Here is a 26128-nt window from a genome sequence, read left to right on the forward strand (position 1 = left end):
ATCATTTGTAATGGGATAGAGTTTTGACAACAAATTGCTAAGATTTTCAATAAAAATTAATAAGTTATGTTAATTTTTACTGATACATTTCTGTGTTGGTCTAATTTTGATATGGAGCTATTGTTAACGATTTTTTATCGTTCATCTAGTTTTTGCATGATGATATTTTTGATTTATGTGGAGTTAGACACGATTTGTAAATGATTTGCAATGCATCGTAAATTCAAACCAATAGCAGAGATTATTGGATTGATAATATCTCCTATCATACCTTTCAAGAAGTTTCTACCCATCCGACCATATTGCTTTAAGTGACCTATTATTGGTTCTATGGCACTGCGTCTCTTGATCATAGACTTGTCCTCTTGTAACAACTTCTTCCGCGTTTTTGGGGTATATACCTTACTCTTCTCCTTTACATTGCTACCACTATACCCAAGATCAACAAATGATTTCTTTATCTTGATTCCAGTGACACTCTCTACTGCTTCAAAGCTCTGATGCAATGTATGACCATCATAAGGATTATTATGAAACGATTTTGCGGATAAAACAAAATTTCTACGACCACTTACTACTACCGCTACTTTATTGCCAAACTCATATGGCTTGTTGCGTTTTCCCTTTCCTATACACTCTACTTCAGGGGCATGAAAACTATATAATACTTTGTTATCTTCTTTATATTGCTTTTTAGCTTCTCTTTTTAAAACAGATTGGTTATGTATTTGTTTTATTTTTTGCAATACTTCTTGATTTTTGAGAGACAAGTTTAATTGCTTATTTTTGATCTCACGCTCACATACTCTAATCAAACGACCCAGTAATATTTTTAAATGCTTCATTATTTTCCAACGCTTCTTGGCTTTACTATGTTCTTTATATTTCCATAGCTTTACTATATCGCGTTTATAGGTTCTAGCGTATGTTTCATTCAAATGTATACCCAAACTGTTGCAAAGCTTTACTATGCTAAGCCTAGCTTTATCCATTAAATAAACATCGTGTGGGTGTTTGATATTCTTAATTTGTACAGTCGTATCAGCGATGATTAATTCCAAATCTTTTTTTTTAATTGTGTTAGTTTTTATCCCAACCCTGATCAACTCCGATAATATCTCATTATATCCAGCTTCACCTAATACACTACGAAACCGTCGTATACTAGTTTCCGAGATAGCTATGTCTTTTTCTATATATTCCCACCCGCAGAAATACTGCCAATACATATTCTCTTTTAGCTCTTCCTCTGATAATGAATCTGAAAAATTATACATTGCTTGTAGCATCGTTATGCCAAGCATCACTCTATGACATTTTCTATTTCTACCAAATTTCTTAATACAAACATTTTTTGATAACCACTCTTCGAGCCTAGACCAATTTATTAATTCTCTTAATTTATATAGCTTATTATTTGGGTTTAATTCTTCTTTTAATTTATAACCAAACAGTTTCCCTTGTTCTTGCGATTTGATAATGTTGTCTATTGGCATTGACTGAAATCCATAAGGTTTATGACCATATTTTATCATTTTCTTACGGATTGTTGTATTACTTCTTGTCTTAAAACCATATTATCTATAAGGCTTGTAGAGTTTTGGCGGACGGACTTTATAAGAAGGTTTGCCTGAACCTTGATTCTGTACATAATTACGTAATTTCTGCTCATCACCATGTTTACCTACTGTGCTCATAAAATATCCTTTACTCCAAAACTCACTTCCCCATAATTTTTCTTTAAGATTTGGATATTTCTCAAACATTTTCTTAGAAGTAATACTTTTTATGATTTGAGTTATTTTTGTTGGGCTATACATTGGTATTGACTGTAATAAAAAATGTACGTGATCTTTATCTACTCCTATTTCTAAAAATCTAATTTCATAACGATCTTCTATGTGCTCACAAATTTTACACAAATAATCATCTAGTTCTTGATTGAATATTACTCTTCTATACTTTGCCGGCGTTACTAAATGATATATTAGTACTGTGACATTATGACTCTTATGTACATAACTGCTTTCTTCCATTCAAGTAGTATATCACGAAGCAGAGCTTCGGGGAATTAAACCCTGAGAGATTAAATTCTACCATCAAATTTGATCATAAAATGAGCCATAGCTTCATTCCAATTGGGGATAGGCATAGACCATTTTTTGGTAATATAATCAATTGTCAGATATAAAACCTTAAATACTGCGTCATCATTTGGAAAGATGCGTTTATTCTTAGTAACTTTTCTCAATTGGCTATTCAGCGATTCTATCGCATTTGTAGTGTAAATAATCTTACGAATCTCCTTTGGATATTGCAAGAAAATTATCAAATTATCCCAATTATTATACCAAGATTTAGCTATATGCGGATATTGCTTACTCCATTTTTGATCAAATGACTCAAGAGCTAATTCTGCTTCTTTTTCAGTAGCCTGAAGTTTTGACAAAAATTCTAATTTTTCTGACTAAAGTAAAAATTTATATTTAAAGTTAAATATTTAGTGCTTTTATCAGCTTAAAAGCGATATTTCTACAATTTAAAGTAAATTATTGGATATATAATACAAATTATAGATTGATACACTCGCCACTTTTTTTAATCTTTCAGGGTTTAATTCCCCGAAGCTCTGCTTCGTGATATACTACTTGAATGGAAGAAAGCAGTTATATACATAAGAGTCATAATGTCACAGTACTAATATATCATTTAGTAACGCCGGCAAAGTATAGAAGAGTAATATTCAATCAAGAACTAGATGATTATTTGTGTAAAATTTGTGAGCACATAGAAGATCGTTATGAAATTAGATTTTTAGAAATAGGAGTAGATAAAGATCACGTACATTTTTTATTACAGTCAATACCAATGTATAGCCCAACAAAAATAACTCAAATCATAAAAAGTATTACTTCTAAGAAAATGTTTGAGAAATATCCAAATCTTAAAGAAAAATTATGGGGAAGTGAGTTTTGGAGTAAAGGATATTTTATGAGCACAGTAGGTAAACATGGTGATGAGCAGAAATTACGTAATTATAGCTAACGCGGAAAGGTTTTTACCATAGTTTTTGTATTTACTCACATATTCACCAGATCTAAATCCTATTAAACATTGCTGGACTAACTTTAAAAACTGTTTACGTAAAATTATTGATCAATGCCTAAGTTTTTCCTAATCTGTGGTAGAAACATTCCCGTGTTAGCTATATGTACAGAATCAAGGTTCAGGCAAACCTTCTTATAAAGCATTTCAACAAAAACAGTTAAAGCTTTTTGGATAGATACCTCGTAGCTCTGCTGCGAGGAGCATCATTTGAATCAGTATTTAATATACTAAAAAATAGAATGAACCTAGAGCATACAAGGCATAGATCTCCTGTTAATTTCTTGGTGCATATTCTAGCTTGTGTTACTTCTTATGCTATCACTAAATCTCGTATAAAACTTGATGCTTTAGCTCCAGAACAACTTCTCTTATCCTAAATTGGCGTTATTATGTATAAGTATGTTGAATAGATAATCATTGCGAGCAGTTAAAACGAGTTCGGCAATCTCGTTAAGCATCCTGAGATTGCTTCGGCAAATTACTTCGTAATTCTTCTCGCAATGACGTTTGGTTTAACCCTTATTCAGCAAATCCAGCATAGTTTTGCCGATATCCGCAGGTGATCTTGTGATAGTTACGCCAGCACTTTGCAGAGCTTCAAGCTTATCTTCAGCACTACCTTTTCCGCCAGCAATAATAGCACCAGCATGCCCCATTCTTTTACCTGGAGGAGCTGTAATACCTGCTATAAAGCTTACTATAGGTTTTTTGCTTTTTGAATGCTTAATAAAATTAGCTGCATTTTCTTCTGCGTCACCACCAATTTCACCAATCATGATAATTGCTTTTGTTTCGTCATCTTGTAAAAACATATCAATGCAATCTACAAAATTAGTGCCATTAACGGGATCACCGCCAATGCCAACACATGTAGATTGACCAAGCCCTACAGCTGTTGTTTGTGCTACTGCTTCATAAGTTAAAGTACCTGATCTTGAAACAATACCTATAGAACCTTTTCTATGAATATGCCCTGGCATGATACCTATTTTGCATTCATCAGGGGTTATAATCCCCGGGCAGTTAGGACCGATTAATCTTGTTCTAGAACCGACCAAAGCACGCTTTACTCTGACCATATCAAGCACCGGAATTCCTTCTGTGATACATACGACTATTTCAATTCCGGCATCAATTGCCTCTAATATTGAATCGGCTGCAAAGGGAGGCGGTACATAAATAACGCTAGCATTAGCACCGGTTTTGGCTTTTGCCTCATGCACAGTGTTATATATCGGTAAATCGAGGTGAGTTTTACCGCCTTTACCTGGGGTCACCCCACCGACCATTTTAGTACCATAAGCTATTGCTTGCTCGGAGTGGAAAGTACCTTGTGAACCGGTAAAACCCTGACAGATTACTTTTGTTTTTTTGTTAACTAATATTGCCATCTTTGATAACTACTTATTATTTTTAAATTTGTTTTTGTACAATCGTCATTGCGAGGAGATGCATAGCATCGACGCGGCAATCTTAGGAGTCTTGTACTATTTCATGAGATTGCCACGCTCATTTCATTTGCTCGCAATGACGGCAAAAATTGACCTTTTTGTATTTTTTATTACTGGATCCCGTGGACAAGCCACGGGATGACATGATTACCTAATTGCCTCAACTATTTTACTAGCCGCATCAGCTAAATCATGAGCCGGTATTATTTCTAAACCTGAATTGGATAAAATCTCTTTACCTTTTTCAACATTTGTACCAGCTAAGCGGACTACTAGCGGCACTTTTATACCTATATCTTTTGCTGCTGCGATAATTCCTTCTGCTATAATATCACAACGCATAATACCACCAAAAATATTAACTAAAATGCCTTTCACTTCTTTGTCAGATAAAATTATTTTTAAGGCTTCTTTCACACGTTCACGATCAGCTCCGCCCCCAACATCTAGGAAATTTGCAGGTGTTGCACCATAAAGCTTAATAATATCCATTGTTGCCATAGCAAGTCCCGCACCATTTACCATACAACCAATACTACCATCCATTTTCACATAGCTAAGACCAGCATCAGCTGCTCTTGTTTCTAACGGATCTTCTTCATCCTGATCACGCAAAGCTATAATTTCAGGATGCTTAAATAGACCATTATCATCAAAGGTAAATTTTGCATCTAATGCTAATAAATTGCCCTCTTTATTTACAATTAACGGATTAATCTCAATTTGTGCTGCATCTGTTTCAATAAAAGCTTTGTAGGTTGCTTTTACTATTTCTTTCATTTGCTTTACTTGATGGTCTTTAAAACCTAATTCATATGCTATTCCTTGAGCATGGAAATTTTGCAAGCCGGTAGCTGGATCAACTGAAAATTTGATAATTTTTTCAGGAGTTTTTTCTGCAACTTCTTCTATATCAACACCGCCCTCCGTAGAAGCTATAAAGGTGATACAGCTAGCTGATCTATCAAATACGACACTAAAATAATATTCCTTTAAAATATCACAACCTGATTCAATATAAAGACGATTTACTTTCTGCCCTTGTGGTCCTGTTTGGTGTGTGACTAAATTAATACCGAACATATCATGAGCAACTTTTTTTGCTTCCTCTTTACTCTTAACAACCTTAACACCGCCGGCTTTACCTCTACCACCAGCATGTATTTGTGCCTTAACTACATAAACCTTTGTATTTAGCTCATCAATCGCTGCATTAATGCTTTCGGTTTTCGTAACCACTACCCCAGTTGAAGTAGGCACACCGTATTTTCTTAAAATCTCTTTTGCTTGATATTCGTGAATATTCATAAATAATTTATTTAAATAATTAAAACATAGTATAATGATTAATCTTCAGGCTGTAAAGTAGAGAGTTATTTATCGTTGGTAAATTCCAGTATTAATTAAGCCAGATTTATATTTTCTTCCCATACCTCATTGGGTGTTTTATAACCGAGCACTTTTCTTGGTAAATTATTTAAAAAATCCTCAATTTCTTGTAATTGCTTTATTGTTAATTTTTTTATATCTAAAGATTTAGAGTATACTCTGTGCACCATTGAGTTAATCTTCTCTATCAATGGTTTTTGCCATGGAGAATAAGGATTGCAAAAATATACTTTTCGTTCAGATTTTGGCAATAGTTGTTCATGATTGGTAAATTCTTTGCCATTATCTAACGTTATGCTTTTGATTATATGCGACAATTGTTTAAGTTTTTTATTCATGTTACCAATCACATCTTGTGTTCTTTTTGAACGGTTTAAAGTGAGAAACACTTTTTGTGTTCTGATATCCACAAGAGCGCCTATATTACGACTTTGATTACCTTTGTTAAAAGTTAAATCACCTTCTAAATGACCTATTGCTGCTATCTTTCTATTTATCTCTGGTCTTTCAGTAATGGAAACTCGATTTGGTATTGTAATTCTTTTGTTTCTGATTCTTGTACCATGATGCAACCTATTTTTCCTTTTTCTTGCTAAAGATAAATATAATTTTTGCCTTTGTGCTATAGGAGATGTATAAATAAACTGGTATATACTCTCTGTAGAAATATTGACAGTATCTCGTGATAGTTTACGTCTACCTGAAATTATATCTGGTGAAATACCCTGTGTTAACTGCTTTATTATTTCTGCTCGTAAATTATTATCAATATCTAATTTTCTTTTTCTCTTACCTTGCCTTAAACTGCAAGCAAGTGTGTTAGCCCTATCTGGTCTATAATTATGCCTCATTCTCTTGAGTTCATAACATATAGTGCTTTTATCACGGCCAATCTTTGTCCCTATATATCGCGAGCTATAACCACTCTTATTCATTTCGTATATTTTAAATCTTTCATCTATCGTTAAATGAGCCATGATATATCTATATTTAAATGATGCTCCTCGCAGCAGAGCTACGAGGTATCTAAAAAAGTTTTAGTTGTTTCTTATGATATCACGAAGCAGAGCTTCGGGGAATTAAACCCTGAGAGATTAAAAATTGATTATATCTGGCTTAATTAATTATAGAACTTTCCAGTTTTATCCCTAAGCGATTGAACTTTTACTGAAGAGTTTGGGGGTCTAATAACTGGTTTTATCTTCTTCTTTCTCAACAATTGATATGTAGATTCACCGTCATACCCTCGATCTCCCAGAAAATCCTTGGCTCTGACATTAGCTATTAGTAGTCCAATCTGTGATCTATCATCTATAGTATGCTCTGTGGTACTATCGGCAAGTATCATACCTTGATCTTCTATAACGATATGTAGCTTTTTCCATATGCGACGCTTATATTGCTTACCATGCTTATTTTCTAGCCATTCGTTCCCTGTGTAGGCTTGTATCCCTGTACTATCCATTGAAATACAACTAAATTCTTTATCTTGATTTCCATGTAAATACCTAAGATCTAATGACTTCATACGCTTACTTAATGTTGTATAGTCTGGACATCTAATAGATAAACCCGATATTTCAAAGAGCCAGTTTATAAAGCCTTGGGTTTGGCGTAACTTAAGACCGAATAAGCATCTGATCTTCAAACACTGTAATATAGCGTGATCACTATAGCGTCTAGGTCTTCCTCGTTTCATTTCCTCTCTGTAATCAGCATACCAGCCAATCGCCAAATCACTGGCAATCATAAAATCTATGCGACCCCTATTGCGTAAAAAATTATTATATTCTGACCAATTCGTTATTTTATATTTAGAATACTTGCGTGATTTACTAAAAGGGGCTTTCTTCCGAGATCTCATATAATCTGGATTATTTTTAATTCAGGACATCTTACCAGATTATCACCACTCTTGCTCTACAAATCTTATTTATGCAACAAAGCCATGCCGCATTACCTAAAAACTGTTTTTTCCAATTTTGAATTGTTTTAACACTTATTGCATATTTTGAAGCTAACTGACCAAGTGTCGACTCCTCTTTTATTAATTCTAATACTATCCCCGTTTTTTCTGAAGCACTGAAAATTTTTACTTTATTTTTCTTCATCTTTCCTCTTAAGTTTATTGCTATTTATTCTAACTTATTGCGGAAACACACTCCTTCATTTTTTTGTCCAATTTTTTCATGTATGGACCTCCTGTAGAATGCAAGAAAAAAATAACATCAATAATAAAAACAAACAAATGCAGTCATGTATCCGGCTTATAGCTGATAAATCAACCTAATTTATTCTACAGCCCTGATGGAATTCGCTGGCTTACAAACTATATACTTATCAGTCCATCGGCTTCTAAAAGAGCCACTGAAAAACGCAGTTTTTTTGTAAGCTAAGGTTTGTCTTATTTACCATCAATATTAATTATCTCAAGCATATTTCGGGTTGGAATCTCTTACATATTGTTTTGCTTTTACCTATTCATTATATAAATCACCATTTATTTTACTTATAAGTGCTATGCTACACACTCTTTAGCTACAAACTTTACTCTCTACATAATCATCTCCTGATCTTAGTACAGCAAACACCACTCTTGCCAACTTATTAGCTATGGCAACTGTCGTTTTATTATGGCTACTTCGCTCAGATAAATTAAACATCCATTTCGTAAATTGGCTAAAATCTTTTTTAGATTTCTGTTCTTCCGATGTAAATCTTATCTTGGCATTTAGTACAGCTCTAGCCCCTTGAATTAATAAAGTGCGTAAGTATACATCACCTCGCTTGCTAATTCCCAGCAGCTTATCCTTCCCACCACTTGAATGTTGTCTTGGCACTAATCCTAGCCATGCCGATAATTGCCTGCCATTCTCAAAACTTGTAGCATTACCTATTGATGCTATTAAAGCAGTAGCAGTAATTAAACCAAGACCAGGTATAGCTCTTAATCGTTGATATTGAGTTAGGTTACTTGCTATCATTGTTAATCGTTTTTCTATCTCTTTTATTTTTCTGTTATTATCTAAGAATTCTTCTTTTAGTTCACTAAATGTTTGATAACTTAACTGGCTTAATTTCCCTGCATCTAAAATCTCAATTAATTTTGTGATAACCTTATTAATGCCTTGAGGAACAATAAAACCAAACTCATGTAGTAGCCCCCTAATTTCATTAGCAAGTGCTGTACGATTTTTTACCAATCTCTCTCTTACCCTATGTATTGATAAAATTTCTTGTTGCTCTATAGTTTTAATTGCAACAAATCTCATATTAGGTCTTGTCACGGCTTCACATATCGCTTCAGCATCTGCTTGATCATTTTTATTAGTTTTAACATATGGTTTGACAAATTGCGGTGCCATTAGTTTTACTTCATGCCCTAATTTAGTTATTTCTCTTGCCCAATAACTAGAACCACCACAAGCTTCCATCCCTACTAAACATTGTGGTAAATTAGCCATAAATGTCAAAACCTGATCTCTCATCAATTTTTTCTTTAATACTGTCTTGCCATTTTTATCTACACCATGAATTTGAAAAATTCTTTTTGCAATATCTATACCAATTGTAGTAACCTCCATATGGACCTCCTTAATTGTTGTTTTAATATGTTAAATATTAACCCTAGAAGATTAGCAACTGCTTTTCATTCTCTATATCAGGAGGTCCATACCATTAGTCCATTATATTTACCAATCTGTATATTTCTTTTTTGCTATATGTATTTTTAAATTTTTCATAAGCAAGGTCAGTAGTAGTTTTAGCACTCAAATTTTTACTCAAACATGATTTTATAAATTCTGTTATAGCTAACGCGGAAAGGTTTTTACCATAGTTTTTGTATTTACTCACATATTCACCAGATCTAAATCCTATTAAACATTGCTGGACTAACTTTAAAAACTGTTTACGTAAAATTATTGATCAATGCCTAAGTTTTTCCTAATCTGTGGTAGAAACATTTCCGTGTTAGCTATAAATCGAGTTCCAGCTTTTCTTCTTGTTCTTGTAAAACCCCTGAAATTAGTAATACTATCTCGCCTTTTAGAGTATTATTTTGATAAAATGCTATTACTTCATCGATATTTGCAGTTTTAATTTCTTGATAAAGCTTAGTAAGCTCACGTGCTACACATATTTCACGATTTCCAAGTATTTCCTTAGCTATTAATAAAGTATTTATTAAGCGGGGTGCAGCCTCAAAGAAAATTAGCGTAGCACGAATGTTTGCAAATTCAGTAAAGAGCTTTTTCTTGCTTTCGATAGTTTTGGGTAAGAATCCGCAAAATAGAAATCGATCAGTAGGTAGAGCAGATAATGTTAATGCTGTGATTGGTGAAGAGACACCAGGCACTACATCTATGTGGAAATTTAGCGATCTTAAATCTCGTACTAATTTATATCCAGGGTCAGAAATTAAAGGAGTGCCGGCATCAGAAATTAAGCTTACTATCTTATTTGCTTTTATTAGATTTATAATATTTTCTCTGTCTTTCTCATCACTATGATCATTATAAACTTGTAATTTAGTACGAATGTCATGTTTTGCTAGCAATTTTTGTGATATTCTAGTATCCTCGCATAAGATAATATCCGAGTTTTTTAGGGTTGATATAGCACGAAGTGTGATATCTTCAAAATTGCCAATCGGTGTCGAAACAATATATAATCCCACTTTTAAAAACATAATTTTTAAATCTTGTAGTAATATTATGGCTAGTATAACACGAAACTTTGCAAAAATCATTTTAATGTTTTTTTGTTCCTTATATCTATCATCATGTCAAACTTCCAAAGAAGAAACTATTGTACCTGTAAAAACAGCACAAAAAGAAATTGAGATTGCAATTTTAATGCCTAATCAAGGTCCTGATGGTATTGTTGGCAAGCAATATAAAGATTTGATTAAAATGGGTCTTAATGACGGGGTAAAATCTTATATCCATGTTACATCATATGATGGTTCAGATGAGAAAAATGTATTAGCTGCTATGGATAAAATAGTAGCACGTAAAACTAAAATTATTCTAGGTCCTTTATATTCTAACTTTACTTCTTTAATAGCCGAGAAAGCCAAAGCCAATAATATTGTTATAATAACTATGTCAAATAATCCAGCTCTTGCAGATGATAAATTATTCGTATTTGGTCATGCACCTTTAAAGCAGCTAATCCGGATCGTTAATTATTATGGAAGTAGTCATAAGGATTTTATGGCATTATTGCCTACAGGCAAACACTCTCAAACTGTTAGCCAAGTTATGCAAAATATTTTGATTCAGAAAAATGCCACCTTAGCACTTACTGAATTTTATGAAGATAATCCTGAATCTATTGCAAAGGCTGTAAAAAATGTTTCGGATAATACCGAGATTATAAATGAACGCAGCGATACAACAAAGCCTATTATTTATATATCGGATGATCCAAAAAATTTAAGCCTACTTGCTGGTAGTATTAATAAATATAATTTAGATAAAAAAGCTATACTAATCGGTGATAATCGCATTGATGTAGATTATCCAGAAAATATTGATATTAGCTTTACAGGCTCGTTAAATACTCTTAACAGTAATGTTCCTGAGCGAGCAAAGGCTCTCGGAATCAATCATATGGGTTTTATGCATCTACTTTCCTATGATTTAGGACGTATGACTGCCAGCTTCATAGGAAATGAATTTGATTTAAGTAGATTTTTAAATAGAATAAACAGTAGACAAAATTATATAGGACTATCTGGTAATATCCATTTTATCGATTCGATAGCCCAAAGACAATATGATATTATCAGAAAAGAAAATGGTGCTTATATTACTGGTAAATTCCAGTATTAATTAAGCCAGATTTATATTTTCTTCCCATACCTCATTGGGTGTTTTATAACCGAGCACTTTTCTTGGTAAATTATTTAAAAAATCCTCAATTTCTTGTAATTGCTTTATTGTTAATTTTTTTATATCTAGTCCGTCCGCCAAAACTCTACAAGCCTTATAGATAATATGGTTTTAAGACAAGAAGTAATACAACAATCCGTAAGAAAATGATAAAATATGGTCATAAACCTTATGGATTTCAGTCAATGCCAATAGACAACATTATCAAATCGCAAGAACAAGGGAAACTGTTTGGTTATAAATTAAAAGAAGAATTAAACCCAAATAATAAGCTATATAAATTAAGAGAATTAATAAATTGGTCTAGGCTCGAAGAGTGGTTATCAAAAAATGTTTGTATTAAGAAATTTGGTAGAAATAGAAAATGTCATAGAGTGATGCTTGGCATAACGATGCTACAAGCAATGTATAATTTTTCAGATTCATTATCAGAGGAAGAGCTAAAAGAGAATATGTATTGGCAGTATTTCTGCGGGTGGGAATATATAGAAAAAGACATAGCTATCTCGGAAACTAGTATACGACGGTTTCGTAGTGTATTAGGTGAAGCTGGATATAATGAGATATTATCGGAGTTGATCAGGGTTGGGATAAAAACTAACACAATTAAAAAAAAAGATTTGGAATTAATCATCGCTGATACGACTGTACAAATTAAGAATATCAAACACCCACACGATGTTTATTTAATGGATAAAGCTAGGCTTAGCATAGTAAAGCTTTGCAACAGTTTGGGTATACATTTGAATGAAACATACGCTAGAACCTATAAACGCGATATAGTAAAGCTATGGAAATATAAAGAACATAGTAAAGCCAAGAAGCGTTGGAAAATAATGAAGCATTTAAAAATATTACTGGGTCGTTTGATTAGAGTATGTGAGCGTGAGATCAAAAATAAGCAATTAAACTTGTCTCTCAAAAATCAAGAAGTATTGCAAAAAATAAAACAAATACATAACCAATCTGTTTTAAAAAGAGAAGCTAAAAAGCAATATAAAGAAGATAACAAAGTATTATATAGTTTTCATGCCCCTGAAGTAGAGTGTATAGGAAAGGGAAAACGCAACAAGCCATATGAGTTTGGCAATAAAGTAGCGGTAGTAGTAAGTGGTCGTAGAAATTTTGTTTTATCCGCAAAATCGAGTCTTTTGCAATGATTGTGTAAATTTTTGTTGAGCCTATATTAGAAGTAATTAAAAATATAGGTAACAGAAATGCAAATAGAGAAGAATAAAAAAATAAATGAAGCAATAGATTTGCTGATAGAAGGTGGAGTAGATTTAAAAACAGTACTAAGTCAGAATGGATTAATTAAGGAATTAACCAAGGGTATTTTAGAGCGAGCACTGCATGCTGAGATGTCAGAACATTTAGGTTATAGCAAGTATGATAGAGCTGAAACTGAGAATGCGAGGAATGGTAGTTTTAGTAAGAATCTGATTAGTGAGAATGGTACTATAGAGCTAAATGTTCCAAGAGACAGACAAGGTAAATTTGAACCTATAATAGTCTCAAAGAAACAAACAAGAATAGATGGCTTAGACCAAAAGATAATATCCTTATATGCGAAGGGTATGAGTGTGTCTGATATTAAAACACAATTGCAAGAATTATATGGAGCTGAGATCAGTGAGAGCCTAATCAGCAGGATTACAGATGAAGTAATAGATGAGGTCAAGATTTGGCAGAGTAGACCTCTTGAATCAGTATACCCTATAGTATATTTTGACTGTTTAGTAGTGAAAGTAAGACAAGATAAACTTATTATTAATAAATCAGTATATGTAGCTTTAGGAATAGATTTATCTGGCAGAAAGGATATTTTAGGCTTATGGATAAGTGAGAATGAAGGAGCTAAATTTTGGCTTGGTAATTTTACTGAAATGAAGAATCGAGGAGTAAAAGATATCTTAATTGCTTGTAGTGATAATCTAACTGGTATGTCTGATGCTATTGCATCAGTATATCCGAAAACTGAACATCAAATTTGTATTGTCCATCAGATCAGGAATAGCCTCAAATATGTATCATATAAAGATAGAAAGCCATTAGCAGCGGATTTGAAACTAATCTATACTTCTGCTACTGAAAAAGAAGCAGAATTAGCTCTTGAGTCATTTGAGCAAAAATGGAGTAAGCAATATCCGCATATAGCTAAATCTTGGTATAATAATTGGGATAATTTGATAATTTTCTTGCAATATCCAAAGGAGATTCGTAAGATTATTTACACTACAAATGCGATAGAATCGCTGAATAGCCAATTGAGAAAAGTTACTAAGAATAAACGCATCTTTCCAAATGATGACGCAGTATTTAAAGTTTTATATCTGACAATTGATTATATTACCAAAAAATGGTCTATGCCTATCCCCAATTGGAATGAAGCTATGGCTCATTTTATGATCAAATTTGATGGTAGAATTTAATGGTTCACGAAATTTACACAATTGATGAGACAGAGCCGCAAAATCGTTTCATAATAATCCTTATGATGGTCATACATTGCATCAGAGCTTTGAAGCAGTAGAGAGTGTCACTGGAATCAAGATCAGGAGTTTCGCACTTAGCAAAGTTGCGAATCAGTTAAAAGCCATCTGATATTGTTTTGAATTGATGTTTTTATAACTTCCCAAGTGTGTTGATATAAAGTAATGTTTTCATTTATCCTCCTTTTATTCATATCAAGCCAGGCAAATACTGCAAGGCAAATATGATTTCTTTGAGCTCGGCCCGTGCGTGCCTGACAGCGTTCAATACCACAAGTTTGTTTTAATTCTCGATGATAAACCTCTATAGACCAACGTGCCTTAACAATTTTCTCTATTTGCTCACGTGTGGGATTTTCCAAGTTCGTTGTTATGTAATCAATGCGACCATTCTTTGCCACAAACTTAAATACCGTAACCCAACCGTATCCACGTAGGTGAATTTTTAGCCCCTCATCGGGTATCTCTAAACTTTCCAAGCTAACATTATGATTAACTTTTCTATTTTTCCTTAGGGTGGTAACCCATAGCCAGCCTAAATTACGTATATGTTTTAAATTCTCCAACCCGCTATACCAAGCATCCATGACTATGGCATCAGGATTGAGACCTCTTTCTTTAGCTAAAGTAAGCATATCACAAAAATGCTCATTCTTTGTTTTACCATCAGTGTCTTTATCATATATTCTATAATCTACGGGAGTAGATTGAGCAATTTTAGTATTGTAATGTAGTAAGTTTACCATTCCTATACCAGGTATAACATCATGTACAGCTCCAGAATATTGATAACGTACAAGCTCAATCTTCTGACTGTATTGCTTTGATAATAAGGTGTCATCCCCCACTAATAAACACGGTGCTTCCCAATCTATATATTTTGACACTTCCTTATAGATTTCGCTAGGACGAAAATCCTTACTCTTTATAGCTAACACGGAAATGTTTCTACCACAGATTAGGAAAAACTTAGGCATTGATCAATAATTTTACGTAAACAGTTTTTAAAGTTAGTCCAGCAATGTTTAATAGGATTTAGATCTGGTGAATATGTGAGTAAATACAAAAACTATGGTAAAAACCTTTCCGCGTTAGCTATAACCATCGACTTGCACTATCGTGAGATAGATCTACTGGACTCACTTCAGATAATGCCTTGCTAGTATATCTGACACTACTTGCTTGTAAAAATGATTTATATAAGTCCTTGCTACATTGTGTTCTTGTCATTTTTATCTAAAACTATTTTTCTCTAGATTAACATACTTTTTGCTAAGTGCGAAACTCCTGAAGATAAAGAAATCATTTGTTGATCTTGGGTATAGTGGTAGCAATGTAAAGGAGAAGAGTAAGGTATATACCCCAAAAACGCGGAAGAAGTTGTTACAAGAGGACAAGTCTATGATCAAGAGACGCAGTGCCATAGAACCAATAATAGGTCACTTAAAGCAATATGGTCGGATGGGTAGAAACTTCTTGAAAGGTATGATAGGAGATATTATCAATCCAATAATCTCTGCTATTGGTTTGAATTTACGATGCATTGCAAATCATTTACAAATCGTGTCTAACTCCACATAAATCAAAAATATCATCATGCAAAAACTAGATGAACGATAAAAAATCGTTAACAATAGCTCCATATCAAAATTAGACCAACACAGAAATGTATCAGTAAAAATTAACATAACTTATTAATTTTTATTGAAAATCTTAGCAATTTGTTGTCAAAACTCTATCCCATTACAAATGATCAGGATTTGAAGTGTTTTTGGCGGATAGACTATCTAAAGATTTAGAGTATACTCTGTGCACCATTGAGTTAATCTTCTCTATCAATGGTTTTTGCCATGGAGAATAAGGATTGCAAAAATATACTTTTCGTTCAGATTTTGGCAATAGTTGTTCATGATTGGTAAATTCTTTGCCATTATCTAACGTTATGCTTTTGATTATATGCGACAATTGTTTAAGTTTTTTATTCATGTTACCAATCACATCTTGTGTTCTTTTTGAACGGTTTAAAGTGAGAAACACTTTTTGTGTTCTGATATCCACAAGAGCGCCTATATTACGACTTTGATTACCTTTGTTAAAAGTTAAATCACCTTCTAAATGACCTATTGCTGCTATCTTTCTATTTATCTCTGGTCTTTCAGTAATGGAAACTCGATTTGGTATTGTAATTCTTTTGTTTCTGATTCTTGTACCATGATGCAACCTATTTTTCCTTTTTCTTGCTAAAGATAAATATAATTTTTGCCTTTGTGCTATAGGAGATGTATAAATAAACTGGTATATACTCTCTGTAGAAATATTGACAGTATCTCGTGATAGTTTACGTCTACCTGAAATTATATCTGGTGAAATACCCTGTGTTAACTGTTTTATTATTTCTGCTCGTAAATTATTATCAATATCTAATTTTCTTTTTCTCTTACCTTGCCTTAAACTGCAAGCAAGTGTGTTAGCCCTATCTGGTCTATAATTATGCCTCATTCTCTTGAGTTCATAACATATAGTGCTTTTATCACGGCCAATCTTTGTCCCTATATATCGCGAGCTATAACCACTCTTATTCATTTCGTATATTTTAAATCTTTCATCTATCGTTAAATGAGCCATGATATATCTATATCAGGAGTTTCGCACTTAGCAAATAATATGCTAATCTAGAGAAAAATAGTTTTAGATAAAAATGACAAGATCAAAATGTAGCAAAGATTTATATAAATCATTCTTACAAGCAAGTAGTGTAAGATATACTAGCAAAGCATTATCTGAAGTAAGTCCATTAGATCTATCGCACGATAGTGCAAGTCGATGGTTAAAGAGTAAGGATTTTCGCCCTAGCGAAATCTATAGCAAAGTGTCAAAATATATTGATCTGGAAGATCCTTGTTTATTAGTGGGAGATGACACCTTATTGTCAAAGCAATACAGTAAGAGGATCGAGCTTGTAAATTATCAATATTCTGGGGCTGTACATGATGTTATACCTGGTATAGGAATGGTAAACTTACTGCATTACAATACTCAAATTGATCAATCTACTCCTGTAGATTATAGAATATATGATAAAGAAACTGATGGTAAAACAAAGAACGAGCATTTTTGTGATATGCTTACTTTAGCTAAAGAAAGAGGTATCAAGCCTGATGCTATAGTTATGGATGCTTGGTATAGTGGTTTGGATAATTTAAAACATATACGTAATTTAGGTTGGATATGGGTTACCAACCTAAGAAAAAATAGAAAAGTTAATCGTAATGTTAGCTTGGAAACTTTAGAGATTCCCGATGAAGGGCTAAAAATTCACCTACGTGGATACGGTTGGGTTACGGTATTTAAGTTTGTGGCAAAAAATGGTCGCATTGATTACATAACAACTAATTTAGAGAATCCTACACGTGAGCAAATAGAGAAAATTGTTAAGGCGCGTTGGTCTATAGAAGTTTATCATCGAGAATTGAAACAAACTTGTGGTATTGAATGCTGTCAGGCACGCACGGGTCGAGCTCAAAGAAATCATATTTGCCTTGCTGTATTGGCCTGGCTTGATATGAACAAAAGGAGGATAAATGAAAACATTACTTTATATCAACAAACTTGGGAAGTTATAAAAACATCAATTCAGAACAACATTAAATGGCTTCTAACTAATACACAATTTTGCTAAGTGCGAAACTCCTGAGTATTTTATCTGTAGCTTATTCTGTGCCTAGTCGCTTAATAGGTTATACTTTAAAAGCTTATATTTATTCTGAAGAAATAGAGCTTTACTATGGTAACAAATGTTTACAAAAAATGTCTAGAATCAGCAATGGCTATGTTATTGATTATAGACATATTATTGATAGTTTAGTACGTAAACCTGGAGCATTTGTTCAATATCAATATTATGAAGCTTTATTCCCACGTGCTATATTTCGTCAGGTATATGACCAGCTTATCTCTATAACCTGAATTCTGGATTAGCTAATTTTGAGATATAGCAGGTTTGTTAGGTTTCATACAGTATGCAATTAGGGCGGATAAGATATGTACAAAGGCATTCCAAATTGATCTATGTCTTGTATGTTCGATCTCGAAAGCACCCTTCAGCACACTAAATACTGTTTCGATAATTGAGCGTTTGCGTAATAATATTTTTTCAAATAATGGCATAAGTTTATTCTTCATTTTCTTCTTTATGCCAGTTACTAACTTGATTCCTTTGCTGTATAGATCATCAAAGAGCTCCTGTTTGATATAACCCTTATCGCCAAACAATAATCCCGTGATATGTTTGGTGATTATCGAAACCGGCGCTCTATCATCTACATTACCAGGCGTTAGTTTTAGACCTTGAATCTCACCTTTTTCGTTAATAACCAAATGTAATTTTAGACCAAAAAACCAACTTTTTGTTGTTTTACCCAAAGCAGCAATACCGGCAAAGACTTTATTACGAGAGATTCTTTTTCGATGACAAACCTCTAAAGATGTGGCGTCAATATAAGAAACTCCCGTAGATTGAGCTGCCTGCATATACCATTCAAGTAATAAAACTAAATAACTCAGAACTCTTGGTTTTAGAGCTATAAAACGAGTATATGATGGAAGAGTTACAAAGTCTGATTTATATAATTGTAGATAGGACATATAAAAATATTTAAAGTTTTTACAAGGTGATTGATGGTATAAAAGCACTATTGTTAACAGCTCAGAATAGCTTATTTCAGGCTTTCTTGTAGGGTTTTTATTAATTAATGGTAGAAATGATTTATTAATCCACTGCTCGCTAATTTTACAAAAATCATCGACAAAACAAAATAATGCAGTAGTATCTTTCTTCATGGGGATACTCTTGTTTTTTTGCTAAAAATTATATAGAGTATCTTCTATCCCTTGTAAATACTTACTTCCAAACCTAGATTAATCCAGAATTCAGGTCTATATATCCATATAAAGGGCATAAAATATATCTTCAAATATTACAATTAGCAAAAATGTATTGAGAATTGAATGTAGTTACTGCATTAGAAGTGCTATTAGAAAAGAAGATTGAGCCAATAATTGATCATATTACAGATTTACTAAATAGCCAGACTCAAACTGTTTGTTCAGTAAAAATTAATCAACCAATACTGTCTGAATATGATCAATTACATTGCTTTAAAACAATGGAGGTTGCATGAGTAAACAGATAATAACAGGAGTTTCGCACTTAGCAAAATTGTGTATTAGTTAGAAGCCATTTAATGTTGTTCTGAATTGATGTTTTTATAACTTCCCAAGTTTGTTGATATAAAGTAATGTTTTCATTTATCCTCCTTTTGTTCATATCAAGCCAGGCCAATACAGCAAGGCAAATATGATTTCTTTGAGCTCGACCCGTGCGTGCCTGACAGCATTCAATACCACAAGTTTGTTTCAATTCTCGATGATAAACTTCTATAGACCAACGCGCCTTAACAATTTTCTCTATTTGCTCACGTGTAGGATTCTCTAAATTAGTTGTTATGTAATCAATGCGACCATTTTTTGCCACAAACTTAAATACCGTAACCCAACCGTATCCACGTAGGTGAATTTTTAGCCCTTCATCGGGAATCTCTAAAGTTTCCAAGCTAACATTACGATTAACTTTTCTATTTTTTCTTAGGTTGGTAACCCATATCCAACCTAAATTACGTATATGTTTTAAATTATCCAAACCACTATACCAAGCATCCATAACTATAGCATCAGGCTTGATACCTCTTTCTTTAGCTAAAGTAAGCATATCACAAAAATGCTCGTTCTTTGTTTTACCATCAGTTTCTTTATCATATATTCTATAATCTACAGGAGTAGATTGATCAATTTGAGTATTGTAATGCAGTAAGTTTACCATTCCTATACCAGGTATAACATCATGTACAGCCCCAGAATATTGATAATTTACAAGCTCGATCCTCTTACTGTATTGCTTTGACAATAAGGTGTCATCTCCCACTAATAAACAAGGATCTTCCAGATCAATATATTTTGACACTTTGCTATAGATTTCGCTAGGGCGAAAATCCTTACTCTTTAACCATCGACTTGCACTATCGTGCGATAGATCTAATGGACTTACTTCAGATAATGCTTTGCTAGTATATCTTACACTACTTGCTTGTAAGAATGATTTATATAAATCTTTGCTACATTTTGATCTTGTCATTTTTATCTAAAACTATTTTTCTCTAGATTAGCATATTATTTGCTAAGTGCGAAACTCCTGTATATTTAAATGATGCTCCTCGCAGCAGAGCTACGAGGTATGGCTTTGTTGCATAAATAAGCTTTTGAATATACTGCCCCTAACCCCGCAATGCTAGCCTAGCCAACAGGCACAGAGATAGGTTTACCAATTTCAAACATTTTGTTTAATAAGTGGCATTTAATAGACATTTCTTTTGTCATATTTTGATCATGTCTTGATAGAAACTTACTACCAAAAGAAGTTTTAAATCGAAAGAACGTGTTCTCTACACGCTCCCTTCTACCATAATTATTCTTTACCCTCCATGCTTGGTATCCTTTGTTTTGTTGATATATAACAGCTGCATCTCTCTCAGTTTTATCCCTAAGCGATTGAACTTTTACTGAAGAGTTTGGGGGTCTAATAACTGGTTTTATCTTCTTCTTTCTCAACAATTGATATGTAGATTCACCGTCATACCCTCGATCTCCCAGAAAATCCTTGGCTCTGACATTAGCTATTAGTAGTCCAATCTGTGATCTATCATCTATAGTATGCTCTGTGGTACTATCGGCAAGTATCATACCTTGATCTTCTATAACGATATGTAGCTTTTTCCATATGCGACGCTTATATTGCTTACCATGCTTATTTTCTAGCCATTCGTTCCCTGTGTAGGCTTGTATCCCTGTACTATCCATTGAAATACAACTAAATTCTTTATCTTGATTTCCATGTAAATACCTAAGATCTAATGACTTCATACGCTTACTTAATGTTGTATAGTCTGGACATCTAATAGATAAACCCGATATTTCAAAGAGCCAGTTTATAAAGCCTTGGGTTTGGCGTAACTTAAGACCGAATAAGCATCTGATCTTCAAACACTGTAATATAGCGTGATCACTATAGCGTCTAGGTCTTCCTCGTTTCATTTCCTCTCTGTAATCAGCATACCAGCCAATCGCCAAATCACTGGCAATCATAAAATCTATGCGACCCCTATTGCGTAAAAAATTATTATATTCTGACCAATTCGTTATTTTATATTTAGAATACTTGCGTGATTTACTAAAAGGGGCTTTCTTCCGAGATCTCATATAATCTGGATTATTTTTAATTCAGGACATCTTACCAGATTATCACCACTCTTGCTCTACAAATCTTATTTATGCAACAAAGCCGAGCGGAGCAAGTAAAGCAGTTGCCATTAACATTATGATTCATATTGAATTTCTGGATAAGCAAATTAAGGAAGTAGAAGAACTTATCTCTAATCATATTAAAGGACACAAAGACTTACATGATAAAAGTAAACTTCTTGATTCAATCCCTGGTATAGGAGAAAAAACAATAGGAGTGATACTTGCTTTTCTTGTTGTAGAAAATTTTAATTCTGCAAAACAACTAGCTGCGTTTGTTGGTCTTAACCCAAAGCCAAAACAATCAGGCACTTCTGTCCATGGAATAGGAAAAATATCAAAAACAGGAGATGCTAATTTACGTAAAGCTTTTTATATGCCTGCCATAGTTGCTATAAAACATAATCCGATTATTAAGGATTTTAGTCAACGTTTGAGCAATGTTGGAAAATCTAAAATGGTTATAGTGATTGCTGCTATGCGTAAGTTGCTTCACATAATTTATGGTGTTCTTAATAACAAAACATCTTTTAGTGCAAATATAAAAACCCTGTAAAATAAAATTGAGGTAAAATAATGAAAAAGTTGTTGACACTCAAGACGGTATCTCAACTATTACAGGTAATTTTAATATTCGTCATGGGTAATTCTAATGTTCGTTCATCACGCAACAATGCCTGCTTGATCACGAGGGTGACACAGTAGGTGACGTTTTCATCACCTGCAATACCTTAAACAAGCCACCCATTTCTTTGAGAGATATCAACCTATTTACTTGTCGTTCTATTAGCTGTGCTTGCTGAGGGTTAAGTTTGTTTTGAATTGTTTGCTTGCGTAATAAAATCCCGTTTTCTATTAAGAAATCACGTTGTGAGATTGTATCTATTATATTGATCTTGCTATTTTGAGCTACTGTTTTGAGTACATAAAAATCTACATGTGCTGATAAATCTGCCTCCCCTAAATGCTCAATTATTGGGCAGTATTTATGATTTTTTATAGCTTGCAAGGTTGAGTTATATTGATATCTAGTCCTAGTATTCGGGTTTATATCATAGCCGTAATCTATTATAAGACCGCTTCCGCCCAATTCTTTTATATGCTCGGATATAAATTTCATAATCTCTATAGATTTATAGGACTCTTCAAGCACTGCTCCGTCTTTCGCATCTAAATGCGTCTTCTGTAAATATTCTTGTAATTGTTTACTAACAGCTATTTTATCATACTTGATTTTTCCATCTACCGGCTGTACTACAAATATTCTTTCATACCATGATTCTTTTACTTTGATATATTGCTTTATCGGCATAGCATCAAAGAGCTCATTAGCTATTATTAGAGCGGGTTTTTTGGGGATATCTTCTATAGATGCGTACCAATTAATCGGTAAATCAAAGTTTTGTAGATTGGATTTTTGCTGAACAATAAAATTTTCATTAATATCAATTAAGTTGATCGATAAAGCGTTATAAAATTCTGGAACTAATTTTGCTGTGCGTAATAAGTCCCGCATTAATAACCCTCTGCCAGGACCAAGCTCGACTATGCTAAGATTTTTAGGACTACCAATTCTTTGCCATTCTTTTATACACCATAAGCCTATAATTTCACCAAATAGCTGCGAAACTTCAGGAGCGGTAGTAAAATCCCCTTCTTCTGCTAAGGATTTCGTTTGCCTATAATAGGAAGTAGGGCTTAAATGTAAAACTTCCTGCATAAGGCGATCACAAGTGATATAGACACTTTGCTCAATTATTTCCCTTATTTTGTGATCGATCGACATTCTGTTTTTATTATTAAATAAATACCTAAAAGTAACAGCGGCATCGATAAAATTTGCCCCATAGTTAAACTATCAAAAATAAAGCCAATTTGCATATCCGGCTCTCTAAATATCTCAATAATTATTCTAAACAGAGAATAAAACATTAAAAACAGACCTGAGTTTAAACCTTGCTTTTTAATTGTATTACGTTTAAATACAGCATAAGCCAAAGTACAAAATAACACTAATCCTTCAAAGAAAGCTTCATATAATTGACTAGGATGACGCAAGCTTAAATCACTATCTGGAAAAATTACACCAATAGATGAATTTGTAACACGCCCATATAACTCACCATTAATAAAATTGGCAATTCTGCCGAAAAATAAGCCAATTGGGACTACTGGAGCAATAATATCAGTAAGACTTAAGAAATTAAATTTATGTCGTTTGCAAAATATATAAGCAGCAATAATAACTCCTATAGCACCACCGTGAAAGGACATTCCGCCCTCATATGTTTTTAAAATCTCTATTGGATTTGAAAAATATTTATAAGGATTATATAATAGAATATAGCCGAGTCTGCCTCCAACTATTATCCCAATAATAGCGTAAGTAACAAACTCTTCTAAATTTTTCTTGGTGATTTTTGTAGGAAATTTTTCTATAATTTTACTTGCATAAAACCAGCCAAGTAAAATTCCAGCTACATATGAAAGAGAGTACCAAGATACGGCGAGCGGTCCTACAGAGAAAATAATAGGATTAATATTCAGGAATGTCATAGTTAAAAAGTTATTTTGTTCTTTTTAGTTAAATTTATTGATAAAAATAAAATTTTTAGGAATAATAAAAATTTATTTATAATCATACATAATAATATGGTAAGTAAAATATGCAATATTTAATGGATTTATATCGTACATCAAGTACTGAAATAATAATGTTATTTGTTATGCTGGTATCTATTATACCTTTAGTATTTTTAATTAAAAAACTAATTTTTGTTCCAGTAAAAAATTACTTAACAAGACATCATTATGAAGATTATGAAAGAGTGTTGAAGAAATATCCGATATTTCGTTATTTACTACACTCGCTATTAGGGATTTATTTCATATCCTGGGGAAATATCCTTCATCCAAGTTCTTTTAAAGCACATATATTACTTGGGATTAAAGATACTATAGTCATATTATATGTCAGTTTATCTTTTACTATGTTATCACTGACTCTTATAGATGCTGGTGCTGACCTTTATCATAATAGAATTAAAACTTTTGCTAAAAAAGCTCCTCTAAGCTTATATTTTCAAATATTAAAAATATTTGTCATGATCATTTCGGCTATGATAACTATTTCTTATTTGCTAAATATTTCGCTTAGTGCTTTTTTAACAAGTTTAGGTGCTGCCGCTGCTCTTTTAACATTCATCTTTAAAGACACTATGCTTGGGTTAATTGCAAGTCTTCAACTGACTAGTCAAGAGATTATCAATATAGGTGACTGGGTGCGTATTGGTGAAGTCGAAGGAACAGTCGAAAAAATTACTATCTCTGTAGTGACAATTAGAAATTTTGATCAATCTATTTCAACTATTCCTACTTCTAGTGTTTTAAGTTCCAACGTTATAAATTATAAAGGAGTTGATGAAGCAGGAGCAAGAAGAGTAAAAAGAGAATTTAATATAAATATGGCAACTATTAATTTTTGTGATTCTACTATTTTAACAAATCTCAAAAAATCTCCTTATCTATCAAAAGATGTAATCAATAAAATCACTCTTGATAAAGATGAAAAAGATCTAACAAATATCAAAATATTTAAATTATATGTTCAAGAATATCTAAAAAATAATCCTGCTATTTATACTGAAGGGTTTACTTTTTTAGTTAGACAACTTCAGCCAACTGTTAATGGCTTACCTATAGAGATATATATTTTCGTTAAAGAAACAAGTTTAATAGGATACGAAAAAGTTCAAGCTGATATTTTTGAACATATAATTTCTGTATTGCCTGAATTTAAATTAAAAATTTTCCAAAATGTCGGTATACTGAAGTTTTGACAAAAAGATAGCCAAACTTATAAGTTATGATATAAATACGCTCAAATACAAAAGGGGTTTTAGTGTGTATGATTATACAAGAAATGTTGCAAGAAATAAAAAATTTTTCCCTATAATCAAGATGTGGTTTTAGAATTAATCTCTCAGGGTTTAATTCCCCGAAGCTCTGCTTTGTGATATCATAAGAAACAACTAAAACTTTTTTAGATACCTCGTAGCTCTGCTGCGAGGAGCATCATTAAAAAGCTAGCATTACCCAATAATATTAGTGAGTATAAACCAGCAATATTAGACAAAATTGCTACAGTTTTTGATACATTATGTACCCAAATAGAATAAATAAATTTTGTTATTACTAAAAAAGTATAAAAAAATTGGAATACATTTCTCCTTATGGAAAGGATTTTGTCAAAACTTCAGGTATAGTGTAGGGCATGTTAGGTTGTTGCATGGATTGAAAAACGTCCTCGATGTCATCCCATGGCTTGGGAACTAGATCCAGAAAAATAATAAACATACTAAGAAAAGCTCGATTTATCTCGCTTTATTCTGGATCCCGTGGTCAAGCCACGGGATGATACTCTCATCAATTGTTCTTG

23 protein-coding genes and 8 pseudogenes are annotated in these 26128 nt (G+C 32.8%); 11 read left to right on the top strand and 20 right to left on the bottom strand.

What is annotated here, in order from left to right:
- Positions 1-173: 173 nt before the first annotated feature.
- The 3 genes and pseudogenes from AAHI98_RS00630 to AAHI98_RS00640 form a co-directional block, all read right to left on the bottom strand.
- Positions 174-1535 carry an IS5 family transposase gene (locus AAHI98_RS00630; protein WP_342224717.1) on the bottom strand — a complete coding sequence of 454 codons (1362 nt, stop codon included), beginning with the start codon at positions 1533-1535 and terminating at the stop codon, positions 174-176.
- A gap of 42 nt (positions 1536-1577) precedes the next feature.
- Positions 1578-2036 carry an IS200/IS605 family transposase gene (gene tnpA, locus AAHI98_RS00635; RefSeq protein ID WP_342224718.1) on the bottom strand — a complete coding sequence of 153 codons (459 nt, stop codon included), beginning with the start codon at positions 2034-2036 and terminating at the stop codon, positions 1578-1580.
- A gap of 50 nt (positions 2037-2086) precedes the next feature.
- A pseudogene (locus AAHI98_RS00640) lies at positions 2087-2434 on the bottom strand (transposase); the annotation flags it as partial.
- 218 nt (positions 2435-2652) lie between these two features.
- On the opposite strand from AAHI98_RS00640, the gene tnpA (AAHI98_RS00645) reads away from it, so the two are divergent.
- Positions 2653-3045, top strand: coding sequence for an IS200/IS605 family transposase (tnpA, locus tag AAHI98_RS00645; RefSeq protein ID WP_410526181.1), 393 nt, complete (start codon positions 2653-2655; stop codon positions 3043-3045).
- A 272-nt stretch (positions 3046-3317) separates the two neighbouring features.
- Positions 3318-3485: pseudogene (locus tag AAHI98_RS18370) on the top strand (IS982 family transposase); the annotation flags it as partial.
- Positions 3486-3620: 135 nt separating this feature from the next.
- Here the strand turns inward: AAHI98_RS18370 and sucD are convergent.
- The 8 genes and pseudogenes from sucD to rsmI all read right to left on the bottom strand — a co-directional run.
- Positions 3621-4499: a succinate--CoA ligase subunit alpha gene (gene sucD, locus AAHI98_RS00650; RefSeq protein WP_342224720.1), complete on the bottom strand. Its 879-nt coding sequence runs from the start codon at positions 4497-4499 to the stop codon at positions 3621-3623.
- A 207-nt stretch (positions 4500-4706) separates the two neighbouring features.
- Positions 4707-5867, bottom strand: a complete 1161-nt coding sequence (gene sucC / locus AAHI98_RS00655) for an ADP-forming succinate--CoA ligase subunit beta (protein ID WP_342224721.1) — start codon at positions 5865-5867, stop codon at positions 4707-4709.
- A gap of 95 nt (positions 5868-5962) precedes the next feature.
- On the bottom strand, positions 5963-6925 hold the full coding sequence (locus AAHI98_RS00660; protein WP_342224646.1) for an IS30 family transposase: 963 nt from the start codon (positions 6923-6925) through the stop codon (positions 5963-5965).
- Positions 6926-7068: 143 nt separating this feature from the next.
- A complete protein-coding gene (locus tag AAHI98_RS00665) occupies positions 7069-7812 on the bottom strand; it encodes an IS5 family transposase (protein WP_342224722.1) in 744 nt (247 codons plus the stop codon).
- 31 nt (positions 7813-7843) lie between these two features.
- On the bottom strand, positions 7844-8059 hold the full coding sequence (locus AAHI98_RS00670) for a helix-turn-helix domain-containing protein (RefSeq protein WP_342224723.1): 216 nt from the start codon (positions 8057-8059) through the stop codon (positions 7844-7846).
- 423 nt (positions 8060-8482) lie between these two features.
- Positions 8483-9532, bottom strand: a complete 1050-nt coding sequence (locus AAHI98_RS00675; RefSeq protein WP_342224642.1) for an IS110 family RNA-guided transposase — start codon at positions 9530-9532, stop codon at positions 8483-8485.
- A gap of 94 nt (positions 9533-9626) precedes the next feature.
- A pseudogene (locus AAHI98_RS00680) lies at positions 9627-9749 on the bottom strand (16S rRNA (cytidine(1402)-2'-O)-methyltransferase); the annotation flags it as partial.
- Positions 9750-9930: 181 nt separating this feature from the next.
- A pseudogene (gene rsmI / locus AAHI98_RS00685) lies at positions 9931-10638 on the bottom strand (16S rRNA (cytidine(1402)-2'-O)-methyltransferase); the annotation flags it as partial.
- A 25-nt stretch (positions 10639-10663) separates the two neighbouring features.
- Between rsmI and AAHI98_RS00690 the strand changes: the two are divergent.
- The gene (locus AAHI98_RS00690) at positions 10664-11785 is read left to right on the top strand and encodes a penicillin-binding protein activator (RefSeq protein ID WP_342224724.1); all 1122 of its coding nucleotides are present in this window, start codon (positions 10664-10666) and stop codon (positions 11783-11785) included.
- On the opposite strand, the pseudogene AAHI98_RS00695 reads toward AAHI98_RS00690, so the two are convergent.
- Positions 11786-11932: pseudogene (locus AAHI98_RS00695) on the bottom strand (IS30 family transposase); the annotation flags it as partial. It abuts the gene before it with no gap.
- A gap of 59 nt (positions 11933-11991) precedes the next feature.
- On the opposite strand from AAHI98_RS00695, the gene AAHI98_RS00700 reads away from it, so the two are divergent.
- Both AAHI98_RS00700 and AAHI98_RS00705 read left to right on the top strand, forming a co-directional pair.
- Complete coding sequence (locus AAHI98_RS00700; protein ID WP_342224726.1) at positions 11992-13005, top strand: transposase; 1014 nt, start codon at positions 11992-11994, stop codon at positions 13003-13005.
- A gap of 57 nt (positions 13006-13062) precedes the next feature.
- Positions 13063-14277: an IS256 family transposase gene (locus AAHI98_RS00705; RefSeq protein ID WP_342224727.1), complete on the top strand. Its 1215-nt coding sequence runs from the start codon at positions 13063-13065 to the stop codon at positions 14275-14277.
- A 137-nt stretch (positions 14278-14414) separates the two neighbouring features.
- Here AAHI98_RS00705 and AAHI98_RS00710 read toward each other — a convergent pair.
- Positions 14415-15266, bottom strand: a pseudogene (locus tag AAHI98_RS00710) (IS701 family transposase); the annotation flags it as partial.
- Between the two features lie 166 nt (positions 15267-15432).
- Complete coding sequence (locus AAHI98_RS00715; protein ID WP_342224729.1) at positions 15433-15567, bottom strand: hypothetical protein; 135 nt, start codon at positions 15565-15567, stop codon at positions 15433-15435.
- Positions 15568-15606: 39 nt separating this feature from the next.
- Between AAHI98_RS00715 and AAHI98_RS00720 the strand changes: the two genes are divergently transcribed.
- On the top strand, positions 15607-15918 hold the full coding sequence (locus AAHI98_RS00720) for a hypothetical protein (RefSeq protein ID WP_342224730.1): 312 nt from the start codon (positions 15607-15609) through the stop codon (positions 15916-15918).
- Positions 15919-16122: 204 nt separating this feature from the next.
- Here the strand turns inward: AAHI98_RS00720 and AAHI98_RS00725 are convergent.
- A pseudogene (locus AAHI98_RS00725) lies at positions 16123-16962 on the bottom strand (IS30 family transposase); the annotation flags it as partial.
- Positions 16963-17035: 73 nt separating this feature from the next.
- Here AAHI98_RS00725 and AAHI98_RS00730 point away from each other — a divergent pair.
- Together AAHI98_RS00730 and AAHI98_RS00735 are read left to right on the top strand one after the other, a co-directional pair.
- A complete protein-coding gene (locus AAHI98_RS00730; protein ID WP_342224656.1) occupies positions 17036-18016 on the top strand; it encodes an IS701 family transposase in 981 nt (326 codons plus the stop codon).
- Positions 18010-18303 carry a hypothetical protein gene (locus AAHI98_RS00735; protein WP_342224732.1) on the top strand — a complete coding sequence of 98 codons (294 nt, stop codon included), beginning with the start codon at positions 18010-18012 and terminating at the stop codon, positions 18301-18303. Before AAHI98_RS00730 ends, AAHI98_RS00735 begins: the two co-directional genes overlap by 7 nt.
- A 12-nt stretch (positions 18304-18315) precedes the next feature.
- Here AAHI98_RS00735 and AAHI98_RS00740 read toward each other — a convergent pair whose 3' ends face one another.
- Positions 18316-19176 (bottom strand): IS982 family transposase, encoded by an 861-nt coding sequence (locus AAHI98_RS00740; protein WP_342224733.1) that lies wholly within the window; start codon positions 19174-19176, stop codon positions 18316-18318.
- A gap of 164 nt (positions 19177-19340) precedes the next feature.
- Between AAHI98_RS00740 and AAHI98_RS00745 the strand changes: the two genes are divergently transcribed.
- A complete protein-coding gene (locus tag AAHI98_RS00745) occupies positions 19341-19517 on the top strand; it encodes a hypothetical protein (RefSeq protein ID WP_342224661.1) in 177 nt (58 codons plus the stop codon).
- Between the two features lie 29 nt (positions 19518-19546).
- On the opposite strand, the gene AAHI98_RS00750 is transcribed toward AAHI98_RS00745, so the two are convergent.
- Together AAHI98_RS00750 and AAHI98_RS00755 are read right to left on the bottom strand one after the other, a co-directional pair.
- Positions 19547-20527 (bottom strand): IS701 family transposase, encoded by a 981-nt coding sequence (locus AAHI98_RS00750; protein WP_342224656.1) that lies wholly within the window; start codon positions 20525-20527, stop codon positions 19547-19549.
- Between the two features lie 158 nt (positions 20528-20685).
- On the bottom strand, positions 20686-21648 hold the full coding sequence (locus AAHI98_RS00755) for an IS5 family transposase (protein ID WP_342224734.1): 963 nt from the start codon (positions 21646-21648) through the stop codon (positions 20686-20688).
- A 30-nt stretch (positions 21649-21678) separates the two neighbouring features.
- Between AAHI98_RS00755 and AAHI98_RS00760 the strand changes: the two are divergent.
- A pseudogene (locus AAHI98_RS00760) lies at positions 21679-22246 on the top strand (IS110 family transposase); the annotation flags it as partial.
- A 129-nt stretch (positions 22247-22375) separates the two neighbouring features.
- On the opposite strand, the gene AAHI98_RS00765 reads toward AAHI98_RS00760, so the two are convergent.
- Both AAHI98_RS00765 and lgt read right to left on the bottom strand, forming a co-directional pair.
- Complete coding sequence (locus tag AAHI98_RS00765; RefSeq protein ID WP_342224735.1) at positions 22376-23476, bottom strand: class I SAM-dependent methyltransferase; 1101 nt, start codon at positions 23474-23476, stop codon at positions 22376-22378.
- Entirely contained in the window at positions 23455-24246 is a 792-nt protein-coding gene (lgt, locus tag AAHI98_RS00770) for a prolipoprotein diacylglyceryl transferase (protein WP_342224736.1), read from the bottom strand. The genes AAHI98_RS00765 and lgt overlap by 22 nt, the downstream gene beginning before the upstream one ends.
- A gap of 110 nt (positions 24247-24356) precedes the next feature.
- On the opposite strand from lgt, the gene AAHI98_RS00775 reads away from it, so the two are divergent.
- The gene (locus AAHI98_RS00775; protein ID WP_342224737.1) at positions 24357-25529 is read left to right on the top strand and encodes a mechanosensitive ion channel family protein; all 1173 of its coding nucleotides are present in this window, start codon (positions 24357-24359) and stop codon (positions 25527-25529) included.
- The last annotated feature ends 599 nt before the right edge of the window (positions 25530-26128 follow it).

This window comes from Rickettsia endosymbiont of Urophora cardui, from assembly GCF_964030725.1.
Lineage (GTDB): Bacteria > Pseudomonadota > Alphaproteobacteria > Rickettsiales > Rickettsiaceae > Rickettsia.

Coding starts and splice junctions, on each gene's coding strand:
- AAHI98_RS00630 (WP_342224717.1), bottom strand. CDS start 1,535: ATGATAAAATATGGTCATAAACCTTATGGATTTCAGTCAATGCCAATA.
- tnpA (WP_342224718.1), bottom strand. CDS start 2,036: ATGGAAGAAAGCAGTTATGTACATAAGAGTCATAATGTCACAGTACTA.
- tnpA (WP_410526181.1), top strand. CDS start 2,653: ATGGAAGAAAGCAGTTATATACATAAGAGTCATAATGTCACAGTACTA.
- sucD (WP_342224720.1), bottom strand. CDS start 4,499: ATGGCAATATTAGTTAACAAAAAAACAAAAGTAATCTGTCAGGGTTTT.
- sucC (WP_342224721.1), bottom strand. CDS start 5,867: ATGAATATTCACGAATATCAAGCAAAAGAGATTTTAAGAAAATACGGT.
- AAHI98_RS00660 (WP_342224646.1), bottom strand. CDS start 6,925: ATGGCTCATTTAACGATAGATGAAAGATTTAAAATATACGAAATGAAT.
- AAHI98_RS00665 (WP_342224722.1), bottom strand. CDS start 7,812: ATGAGATCTCGGAAGAAAGCCCCTTTTAGTAAATCACGCAAGTATTCT.
- AAHI98_RS00670 (WP_342224723.1), bottom strand. CDS start 8,059: ATGAAGAAAAATAAAGTAAAAATTTTCAGTGCTTCAGAAAAAACGGGG.
- AAHI98_RS00675 (WP_342224642.1), bottom strand. CDS start 9,532: ATGGAGGTTACTACAATTGGTATAGATATTGCAAAAAGAATTTTTCAA.
- AAHI98_RS00690 (WP_342224724.1), top strand. CDS start 10,664: ATGGCTAGTATAACACGAAACTTTGCAAAAATCATTTTAATGTTTTTT.
- AAHI98_RS00700 (WP_342224726.1), top strand. CDS start 11,992: ATGATAAAATATGGTCATAAACCTTATGGATTTCAGTCAATGCCAATA.
- AAHI98_RS00705 (WP_342224727.1), top strand. CDS start 13,063: ATGCAAATAGAGAAGAATAAAAAAATAAATGAAGCAATAGATTTGCTG.
- AAHI98_RS00715 (WP_342224729.1), bottom strand. CDS start 15,567: ATGACAAGAACACAATGTAGCAAGGACTTATATAAATCATTTTTACAA.
- AAHI98_RS00730 (WP_342224656.1), top strand. CDS start 17,036: ATGACAAGATCAAAATGTAGCAAAGATTTATATAAATCATTCTTACAA.
- AAHI98_RS00740 (WP_342224733.1), bottom strand. CDS start 19,176: ATGAAGAAAGATACTACTGCATTATTTTGTTTTGTCGATGATTTTTGT.
- AAHI98_RS00750 (WP_342224656.1), bottom strand. CDS start 20,527: ATGACAAGATCAAAATGTAGCAAAGATTTATATAAATCATTCTTACAA.
- AAHI98_RS00755 (WP_342224734.1), bottom strand. CDS start 21,648: ATGAGATCTCGGAAGAAAGCCCCTTTTAGTAAATCACGCAAGTATTCT.
- AAHI98_RS00765 (WP_342224735.1), bottom strand. CDS start 23,476: ATGTCGATCGATCACAAAATAAGGGAAATAATTGAGCAAAGTGTCTAT.
- lgt (WP_342224736.1), bottom strand. CDS start 24,246: ATGACATTCCTGAATATTAATCCTATTATTTTCTCTGTAGGACCGCTC.
- AAHI98_RS00775 (WP_342224737.1), top strand. CDS start 24,357: ATGCAATATTTAATGGATTTATATCGTACATCAAGTACTGAAATAATA.